Below are 8,690 nucleotides of genomic sequence, written 5' to 3'. Positions count from 1 at the left end.
GGGTGGGTGGATGCGGGTGCTCCGTGCCCAGTGCGGGCGGGTCCTGCCGCGAGGTGGTCATGACTTGGCTCCCAGCCACAGTGCGAATCCGATCAGGCCGGCCAGGCCGACGATGAATGCGATCAAGCCCTCGGAGACCGGCCCGATGCCGCCCAGCGGCTCCCCACCGGGGTTGTTGTTGCCGTTGGTCACCGACTTGATGTAACCGATGATGTCCTTCTTCTCCTCCGGCGAGAGCTGCCGGTCGGAGAAGCGGGGCATGTTCTGCGGGCCCGTGAGCATCGCCGTGTAGATGTCGGTCTCGGTGGCCGGGTCGAGGTTGGGCGCGAACTTGCCCGAGGTCAGCGCGCCACCGCGGCCGGTGAAGTTGTGGCAGGACGCGCAGTTGAGCCGGAAGAGCTCACCGCCGCGGGCGGTGTCCGGGCCGCGCAGTGCCGCCCCGGACTCCGGCGGCCGCGTGGGGCCCCCGCCGTTGGACTCGATGAACGCGCCCAGCGCGTCGAGGTTCGCCGCGCCCTGGGGGGTGTCCGGGTTGAACTCAGGGAGCGGCGGCTTGCGGATGGCCTGCGCCTCCTGGCGCGCCAGCGGCATGCGGCCGGTCGACACCTGGAAGTAGGCGGCTGCGTCGCCCACGCCGATCAGGCTCGGTCCGCGGTCCTCCACGCCCTGCAGGTTCGCCCCGTGGCAGGTGATGCAGTGGGAGTTGTAGAGCTCCTGCCCGAGCGCCACCTGTGCGGCGTCGTCCGGCTGCGCCACCGCGACCTGGGGTTGCGGCGCGAAGGTGGTGTAGAGGCCGCCTACGACCAGCAGGCCGATGCCGAGCGCCGTGACGCCGGCGATCCGGCGTCGAAAACGGCTGCGCGGGCCCCGGAGGCGCTTCGAGGAAGGTGTGGTGGTCATCGTCTGCGTCTTCCAGCCCATGTCGGCGGTCAGCGGATGAAGTAGATGACGGCGAACAGGCCGATCCACACCACGTCGACGAAGTGCCAGTAGTACGACACGACGATCGCGGCGGTGGCCTGCTGCGGGGTGAACTTGCTGAGCTTGGTGCGGATGATCAGGAAGATGAACGCGATGAGGCCGCCTGTGACGTGCAGCCCGTGGAACCCGGTGGCCAGGTAGAACACCGTGCCGTACGCGCTCGACGAGATCGTGGTGCCCTCGTGCACGAGGTTCCAGTACTCGTAGCTCTGGCCGAGCACGAAGATCGTGCCCATGACCAGCGTGAGCAGGTACCAGCGGCGCAGCCCGAACACGTCGCCCCGCTCCGCGGCGAACACCCCGAACTGGCAGGTGAACGAGGACGCCACCAGCACGATCGTCACGACGAGTGCGTAAGGCACGTCGAGGTGGGTGGGGGCGGGTGGCCACGTCGCACCCGGAGGATTCTGAGCGCGCGCGGTGAAGTAGATCGCGAACAGCCCGGCGAAGAACATCAGCTCGCTGGACAACCAGACGATGGTGCCAACGCTGACCAGGTTCGGGCGGTTCAGCGAGTGGATGCGCGCGCTGATGCTGGGAGCCGCTGTCGTCACCCGGGCATTATGACCCCCGGCCAACTTCTACAGCCTGTCGGGATACCCGGGGTGTCGGTCACGGTTCGGTCGCCCAACGGGCAGCACCCCCCGAATGTTCCGGAGCGCGGCACTACAGTTCCTCCCTGTGAGCAGCCCCGTCGCGCACCCGACCCTGACCGTGCTGGTGTTCAGCCACCGCCCCGAGGTACGCGAGGCCGTCGTCATGGCCATCGGCCGGCGACCCGCCCCCGACCTCGGCCGCGTCCGGTTCGTCGAGGCCGGTGGCATCGCCGAGGTGCTGGCCGCTGTCGACGCCGGCGGCGTCGACCTCGCCATCCTCGACGGCGAGGCCCAGCCCACCGGGGGCATGGGTCTCTCGCGCCAGCTGAAGAACGAGATCGACGACTGCCCGCCGATCATCGTCACCCTCCGCAGGCGCGACGACCGGTGGCTCGCCACCTGGTCGCAGGCCGACGCGGTGCTCGTGCACCCGCTCGACCCCCTCACCGCCGCCGAGACGGTGGCCGACGTCCTGCGCCGGTCCGCCGCGCTCGACACCGCGATCCGTGGCTGACGACACCCCGCTCACCTGGCCGGGGATCCTGGGCAGGCTCATCCGCGGGGAGCACCTCGGTGCCACCGACACCGCGTGGGTGATGGACCGGATCCTCTCGGCAGAGGCCACTCCCGCGCAGCTCGCCGGGTTCCTCGTGGCCCTGCGGGTCAAGGGTGAGACGGCCGAGGAGATCTCCGGTCTGGCCGACGCGATGCTGCACCACGCCCGCCGGGTGGTCGTGCCGGGACGCGCCGTCGACGTGGTGGGCACCGGGGGTGACCAGGCCCAGACGGTGAACATCTCCTCGATGGCCGCCGTCGTGGTCGCCGCGGCGGGAGTGCCGGTCGTCAAACACGGCAACCGCGCCGCGTCGTCGGCCAGCGGGGCCGCCGACGTGCTCGAGGCGCTCGGCGTGGCCGTCGACCTGCCGCCCGACGGCGTCGCGGCCTGCGTGGCCGAGCTGGGTATCGGGTTCTGCTTCGCCCCGGTGTTCCACCCGTCGATGCGGCACGCGATCGGGCCCCGCCGCGAGCTCGGCGTGCCCACCGCCATGAACATCCTCGGCCCGCTGACGAACCCCGCCCAGCCCCTCGCGGCTCTGGTGGGCTGTGCCGACACGCGACTGGCCCCCGTGATCGCCGAGGTGCTCGCCGGGCGGGGCTCGTCGGCGCTCGTGGTGCGCGGCGACGACGGGCTCGACGAGCTGACCACCACGACCACCAGCACGGTGTGGGCCGTGACCGGCGGTGAGGTGCGCAGGGAGACGCTCGACGCCCGCGAGTTCGGCATCGTCCCCGCCACCCGGGAGGACCTGCGGGGCGGTTCCGCGCAGGTCAACGCAGGGGTGTTCCGGGCGCTGGTGGCGGGGGAGCCCGGCCCGGTGCGCGAGGCGGTGCTGCTGAACGCGGCGGCCGCGGTGGTGGCCTTCGACGGTGTGCCCGCTCACCTGGCCGACGCCTTCCCGGCGGCCCTGGACCGGGTGGCGGCCGCGATCGACTCGGGCGCGGCGCAGCGGCTGTTGCAGCGGTGGGCGACGTTCTCGATGGCCCAGCGCACCTGACGCTCCTGTTCACCCGGTCGGCGGCCTAGCGCAGCCCCGCGCGAGTCGCCCGTTTCGCGTGCGCGAGTCGCCCGCTTTGCGTGCGCGAGTCACCCGTTCCGGGTGCGCGAGTCGCCCGTTCCGGGTGCGCGAGTCGCCGCGGTAGCAGCGTTGTGGTCCCGTGTTGCTGTTCCGGTGGGGCCTGATGCCGCGTTATGTGTCCATGACGCGCCGGGCCGGCGGGGGCGTCGGCCCCGGCGGGTCAGTCCAGGCCCACCGAGAAGGTGGCCTCGGTGTCGGCGCGGGAGTACGAGCGGAAGGCGATGTGGGTGTCGGTGCGCCGCACCCCGTCGACCTTGCTGAGGCGCCCGGCGATCACGTCGGCCAGCTCGTCGTGCTGGCTGACCTTGACCACCGCGATCAGGTCGACGTCACCGGCACAGGAGTAGACCTCGCTCACGCCGTCGAGGTCGGCGATGGCCTGCGCGGTCTCCGGGATGCGGTCGGCGGCGGTGTGCACCATGACGATCGCGGTGATCACGACGGCTCCTCGGGTAGGTCGACTTCCTGCCCGACCCTAGTCCACGCCGGCCTCGATCGGCCGCGCCCGCTCCACCCAGCCACCCCAGCGTGCGGCGCTCCGGGCCGGCTCGGCCCACGAAGGCTCGGCGTGGACCAGGCGGGTGCCACCGGTGGTGAGCCAGCGGTGCAGCAGCCGCACCTCCTCGGCGGGCGCTCCGCGCAGCGGGCCGGGCTCGGTGAGGACCGTCTGGGCGCCGAGACGCAGGGCGTCGATCACGGGCATGGGCGCGACACCCCGGGGGGCCACCCCGGCGGCCGCGAGCCGGCCGAACCGCAGTACCGAGACCTCCCAGCCGCCCCGGCCGTCCGGCCGGGCTCCGACCACCTCGGGCAGCGCGGCGAGCGTGGCCAGGCGCTGGGAGCGTTCGAGGCCGAGGATCAGCGCGGCGAGCCGGTCGCGGGCCTGGGCGGCCGACTCGAACCGCTCCCGCCCGGCGAGCTCGTCGACCTCGGTGGCCAGGGTGCGCAGCGCGCCGTCGTCGCGGCCGTCGACCAGGTCGTGCAGGGCCCGTACCGCCGGTGCGTACTCCTCGGGTGTCTGCAGCCCGGCGCACGGCGCCGCGCACCGGCCGAGCTCGTGCAGCGCGCAGGGCGACGCCGAGGCGCCGCGGGCCGGGATGCGCTGGGTGCACGGGCGCAGGGGCACCGCGTCGAGGACGGTGTCGACGGCCGTGGCGGCCGCCTGCCGGGACCCGAACGGGCCCAGCGCCCCGTCGCGGGGGGTGGCGACCACGGACAGGCGCGGGAACGCCTCGGCGGTGGGGGTGACCCACCACCCGCGATGGGGACGGCGGGACCGGCGGTTGTAGCGCGGCTGGTGCGCCGCGATGAGCCGCAGCTCCCGTACCGCGGCCTCCAGCGCGTGGGCACACACGACGGTGTCGACGCGCTCGGCGAGCGCCACCATGTCGCGCACGCGGCGGCGCCGCTCCCCTGCGGTGAAGTAGCTGCGCACCCGCCGCTGCAGGTCGCCGCTGGTGCCGATGTAGAGAACCTCGTCACGGGGGCCGCGGAAGAGGTACACGCCCGGCGCCGCGGGCACTCCGGCCGCGAGCACCCGCTTCTTGCGCTGCTGTTGCGTTGGCCGGTGCGGCGCCGACTCGCGGGCCAGCCCCAGGAGCTCCTCGAGGCTCTGCACACCGAGGTTGCCCACCCGTTCGAGCAGGTGGTGGAGCACCTCGACGGTGGCCCGGGCGTCGGCGAGCGCACGGTGGGTGGGCTTCGTGGTGGTGCCGAACAGCTGGGCCAGGGCGCCGAGCCGCACGCTCGGCGCCTCGTCGCGGGAGAGGACGGCGCGGGCCAGGCGCGCGGTGCACAGCACCGGCGGGCGGGGCCACGGCCGCCCGTGGCGCTCGCACGCCGCCCGCAGGAAGCCGGCGTCGAAGGGTGCGTTGTGGGCCACGAGGACCGCACCGCTCAGGAACTCCAGCAGGGTGGGCAGGACGGCGGGGAGCCGGGGAGCCCCGGAGATCATCGCGGTGGTGATACCGGTGAGCGCCATCACTGCGGGTGGTACCCCGGTGCCCGGGTCGACCAGCGTGGCGAGCTCGCCGATGCGCTCACCCCCGCGGATCTTCACCGCGCCGATCTCGGTGATCGCGTCGTTGCCCGCCGAGCCGCCGGTGGTCTCCAGGTCGAGCACGACGAACGTCACCTCGCGCAACGGGGTGCCGAGCTCGTCGAAGGACAGCTGTGGGGAGAGACCGGGCACGGCGGCGGACGCTAGCGGCAGTGACCGACAGAACCGGGGGACACAGCGCGTATTCGCGCTGCCACCGGTGGGTGGTTCCGCTCGAACGCGGATAACCTGGAGTGATGTCCGGGTCAGACGACACCGCCCGGCCGCCCGGGTGCGGCGCGGCCGAGCCGTCGCCTGCCGGTGACGGCGATTCCGGCCCCGGTGACTCGGCCGCCCCGGAGCCCGTGAGCTGGGAGCGGCTCCCGGACGCCGTGCGTGCCCGGCTGGCCGACACGGCCGCCGCCGCGGTGGGCTCCATGCCCGTCACCGATGTCCCGGTGCCGCTGCGCAGGCTCGCCCGTTTCACCCCGGCCAAGCGCGCGAAGCTGGGCGGGGCGGCGCTGACCGCGGAGCTGGCGGCCTCGGTGGCCTTCCGCGCGGCGGTCGTCGCGTGGTGGGAGGAGCACCGCCCCGGGGAGCTCACCACCGCCGCGGACGACCCCCTCACCGCCGCGGCGGCCGCTCTCCTCGCCGACGACCCCGCGGCAGCCGCCGCGGTGGCCGCGGCCGCGCGCCGTGGCGAGGTCGTCGAACTGCGCGCCGAGCGGGATGCGGCGCTCTCGCGCGTGGACAAGCTCACGGCCGAGCTCGACCGGCTGCGCGCGGAGCTCACCGAGGCGCGGGCCCAGGCCAGGGTGGCGGGGGAGCAGCGCGACGCCGAGTACCAGCAGCTGCGCAGGCGCGTCTCGGAGCAGGGAGCGCGGCTCCGCGCGGCCATCGACGGGCAGGTGGCCGCCGAGCAGAGCGCCGCCGACCTCCGGCGCGCGGCCGAGAGCGAGCTGGCGGCGGCCCGGGCCGAGCGCGACCGCGAGCGCGGCCGGGCCGAGGCGGAGCGCAGGCGCGCCGACCGCGCATCGGCCGAGGTGGCGGCGGCCCGGCAGGCCGCCCGGGAGGCTCGCAAGGCCGACGAGGTGCGCCTCGAGCTCCTCATCGACACCCTCGGTGGGGCCGTCACGGGGCTGCGCCGTGAGCTGGCACTGGGCGGCGGTGGCCCCCGGCCCGCCGACCTCGTGGCCGGCGCCCAGGCCGCGCGCCGCGGGGCGGCGATCGACCGGCTGTCCGAGCTCGACGCGCTCCTGACGGTCCCGTCGGTGCACGTGATCGTCGACGGCTACAACGTCAGCAAGACGGGTTATCCCGAGCTGCCGCTGGCCGACCAGCGCACGCGCCTCGTCGGACAGCTGGCAGCGCTCGCGGCGCGGACGGGCGTGGAGATCACCGTCGTGTTCGACGGTGCCGGCGTCGTCACCGCCCCGCCGCGGGGATCGCGGGTGCGCGTGCTCTTCAGCGACGTCGGAGTGCTGGCCGACGACGTGATCCGCGACCTCGTGGCGGCCGAGCCGGAGGGCCGTCCGGTCCTCGTCGCCACGTCCGACCGCGCGGTCGTGGAGTCGGTCCGCCGCGGCGGGGCCTACTCGGTGCCGTCCGCGGTGCTGCTGGGCCGGCTGGCCCGCGTCTGACCCTCCGCGGCAGCCGTTTCGGTCATCCGATCGGCATTCGGCCGTGAAGAACTGTCGGAGGTCGCTCCTAACGTCCGCGGTATCGGGAACGACCCGGCCGACGAGGGAGCAGGAAATGATCATCGATTGTGACAGCTGCGAGGTTCGTGGGATCGCCTGCGGCGATTGCGTGATCGGTGTTCTGTTGGGCGCGCCCACCCCGCAGACGACCGGATCGGAGGGGCCGGAGGTGCCGTCCGGCGCGCCCATCGTGCAGTTCGACGCACCGGAGCGACGTGCCCTGGATGTGCTCGCAGATCAAGGACTTGTACCGAGATTGCGACTGGTGGCTGTCCGTGAGCGCCGAGCGTCCGGTGACACGGATGGCGGAAGATCGGCTCGTGACGCAGGGTGACATCACAGCGTTGCAGAACCGCTTTGGTAGCTCTTTGCATTCACAGGGGACTCTCATCACCCCATCCGGTGACATCCCCCCGGTTTGGACGTCATTGCCCGTCTCCGTAATCTCGCCGCGACCTTGTGGCGGTTCAGCCATTCGACCGGAATGGCGACACAAGGTCACCGCACCTTCGTCCGAACGGATGGCCTGAGGGCCCCCGATCGAGGAGCGTGCGGGTGGTGAGAGGAGAGCCATCCGCGTGGTGTCGCCTCGGCGTACCCCATCCGGTCACGGTCGGAAGTTCCGGTGGATCACACACCGATCCGCCCTCCGCCGGAGTCATGTTCCATCCGCGGGAGCGTTGGTCCTTGTCTCGCTCCTCGCTCTCGTTCTCGGCGCCACACCGGCGAGCGCGCAGCCCCCGTCGCCGCCACCGCCGCCCCCCACCAACGCGGCCGACGCCGCCGCCCAGCTCGACCAGGTGCAGCGGGAGGCCGAGGCCCTCACCGAGGAGTGGCACGCCGCCCAGGACACCGTCGACGCCCGGCAGGCCGAGCTCCAGACGCTCGAGCAGGCGGTCGCGCCGGCCAAGGCCGCGGTCGACGCGGCCAAGGCCGACGAGGAGCAGTACCGCCAGCAGCTCGACGCGGTGGCGATGGGCACCTTCGAGAGCGGCAACCTCGACCAGTTCAACGCGCTGCTCGCGAGCGGGTCCCCGCAGGACTTCCTGGACCAGATGTCGGCACTCGAGACGCTCTCGGCCGACTACAAGGCCGCGCTCGAGCAGCTGTCGTCCGTCGTCGACGTCACCGCGAAGGCACAGGCCGATGCCGACGCCGCCGTCGAGCGGGCCAAGACCGCCGCCGACGAGGCCAAGAAGGCCGAGGACGACGTCGCCGCCCGGAAGCGCGACGCGGAGATCCGCATCGACCAGGCCGAGAAGCTCCTCGAGCGGCTGTCCCCCCAGCAGCGGCGCGAGCGCAACGGGCCCAAGGAGGACGCCCCGGACGTCCCCATCACGGGCACCGGGGCCGGTGTCGAGGCGCTGAAGGCGGCAGCGACCCAGCTCGGCAAGCCCTACCAGTGGGGTGCGGCCGGCCCGAGCAGCTACGACTGCTCCGGTCTCACGAGCTGGGCCTTCAAGAAGGCAGGCGTCACGCTCCCGCGGTCGAGCAGCCAGCAGGCGCGCGTCGGCAAGGCTGTGTCGTGGGACAACATGCAGCCCGGCGACCTCGTCTTCTACTACTCGCCGGTGAGCCACGTCGGGATCTACGCCGGCGGCGGAAAGATGATCAACGCTCCCCAGACCGGCGATGTCGTGAAGTACCAGACGGTGTCGAGCAGCGCCTTCAGCGGCGCTCGCCGCCTCTAGGCCTCGTCCGCTCCCCGAGTACGGGCGGCGGCCGGCCCGATGTGGCC

At 73.2% G+C, this 8,690-nt stretch carries 8 protein-coding genes; 4 read left to right on the top strand and 4 right to left on the bottom strand.

Features of this window, described 5'->3' with window-relative positions:
- Positions 1-57 precede the first annotated feature (57 nt).
- Together qcrC and ctaE are read right to left on the bottom strand one after the other, a co-directional pair.
- Positions 58-900: a cytochrome bc1 complex diheme cytochrome c subunit gene (gene qcrC / locus HF577_RS35350; protein WP_169400357.1), complete on the bottom strand. Its 843-nt coding sequence runs from the start codon at positions 898-900 to the stop codon at positions 58-60.
- A gap of 29 nt (positions 901-929) precedes the next feature.
- Positions 930-1,535 carry an aa3-type cytochrome oxidase subunit III gene (ctaE, locus tag HF577_RS35345; protein ID WP_169400356.1) on the bottom strand — a complete coding sequence of 202 codons (606 nt, stop codon included), beginning with the start codon at positions 1,533-1,535 and terminating at the stop codon, positions 930-932.
- A gap of 127 nt (positions 1,536-1,662) precedes the next feature.
- Between ctaE and HF577_RS35340 the strand changes: the two genes are divergently transcribed.
- Both HF577_RS35340 and trpD read left to right on the top strand, forming a co-directional pair.
- Positions 1,663-2,091 carry a response regulator gene (locus tag HF577_RS35340; RefSeq protein ID WP_312859591.1) on the top strand — a complete coding sequence of 143 codons (429 nt, stop codon included), beginning with the start codon at positions 1,663-1,665 and terminating at the stop codon, positions 2,089-2,091.
- Positions 2,084-3,133: an anthranilate phosphoribosyltransferase gene (gene trpD, locus HF577_RS35335; RefSeq protein WP_169400354.1), complete on the top strand. Its 1,050-nt coding sequence runs from the start codon at positions 2,084-2,086 to the stop codon at positions 3,131-3,133. The genes HF577_RS35340 and trpD overlap by 8 nt, the downstream gene beginning before the upstream one ends.
- A gap of 241 nt (positions 3,134-3,374) precedes the next feature.
- Here trpD and HF577_RS35330 read toward each other — a convergent pair whose 3' ends face one another.
- Entirely contained in the window at positions 3,375-3,653 is a 279-nt protein-coding gene (locus HF577_RS35330; protein ID WP_169400353.1) for an Lrp/AsnC family transcriptional regulator, read from the bottom strand.
- A gap of 36 nt (positions 3,654-3,689) precedes the next feature.
- A complete protein-coding gene (locus tag HF577_RS35325; protein ID WP_169400352.1) occupies positions 3,690-5,405 on the bottom strand; it encodes a DEDD exonuclease domain-containing protein in 1,716 nt (571 codons plus the stop codon).
- A gap of 104 nt (positions 5,406-5,509) precedes the next feature.
- On the opposite strand from HF577_RS35325, the gene HF577_RS35320 reads away from it, so the two are divergent.
- Both HF577_RS35320 and HF577_RS39500 read left to right on the top strand, forming a co-directional pair.
- Complete coding sequence (locus HF577_RS35320) at positions 5,510-6,892, top strand: NYN domain-containing protein (protein ID WP_169400351.1); 1,383 nt, start codon at positions 5,510-5,512, stop codon at positions 6,890-6,892.
- A gap of 740 nt (positions 6,893-7,632) precedes the next feature.
- Positions 7,633-8,643: an NlpC/P60 family protein gene (locus tag HF577_RS39500; RefSeq protein ID WP_169400349.1), complete on the top strand. Its 1,011-nt coding sequence runs from the start codon at positions 7,633-7,635 to the stop codon at positions 8,641-8,643.
- Positions 8,644-8,690: the final 47 nt, after the last annotated feature.

Source organism: Pseudonocardia xinjiangensis, assembly GCF_012911925.1.
Lineage (GTDB): Bacteria > Actinomycetota > Actinomycetes > Mycobacteriales > Pseudonocardiaceae > Pseudonocardia > Pseudonocardia xinjiangensis.
This window is presented reverse-complemented; position numbering and strand designations above follow the sequence as displayed.

Bases quoted from the DNA above. Each gene is read 5' to 3' on its own strand.
- qcrC (WP_169400357.1), bottom strand. From the start codon at position 900: ATGACCACCACACCTTCCTCGAAGCGCCTCCGGGGCCCGCGCAGCCGT.
- HF577_RS35320 (WP_169400351.1), top strand. From the start codon at position 5,510: ATGTCCGGGTCAGACGACACCGCCCGGCCGCCCGGGTGCGGCGCGGCC.